This window comes from Parashewanella sp. 2304DJ23-3 (genome assembly GCF_056591695.1).
The window spans coordinates 1-289 of record NZ_JBWQOH010000039.1; the positions used below are offsets into that span (position 1 = coordinate 1).

General features: G+C 42.6%; 1 protein-coding gene. It reads right to left on the reverse strand.

Annotated elements, in window-relative coordinates; genetic code table 11:
- Positions 1 to 289 (reverse strand): DDE-type integrase/transposase/recombinase (locus tag AC1EU2_RS18795; protein WP_480299804.1); only part of this gene is annotated, 289 nt, incomplete at both ends.

Sequence of the window (289 nt, forward strand, 5' to 3'; positions counted from 1 at the left end):
CACAACATAAGCTCGATACTCCGCACCTCTATCTGTATGAAATAATATACGTTCATTGCTGCGCCTGTGCTTTAATGCACTCTTTAACGCTTTAAGCGTTAGCTCTGTCGTCTTATTGTGACCAAAAGCCCAACCTATGACTCGTCTAGAGTACAAATCCAAGACGACAGCCAAATAATGCCAACGCTGACCCACTTTCAAATAAGTGATATCACCACACCATTGTTGATTCACTCTCGTTGGCTTACCCATAGTCTTACGTTTGTTGCCAATGTCACCATAAAACAGC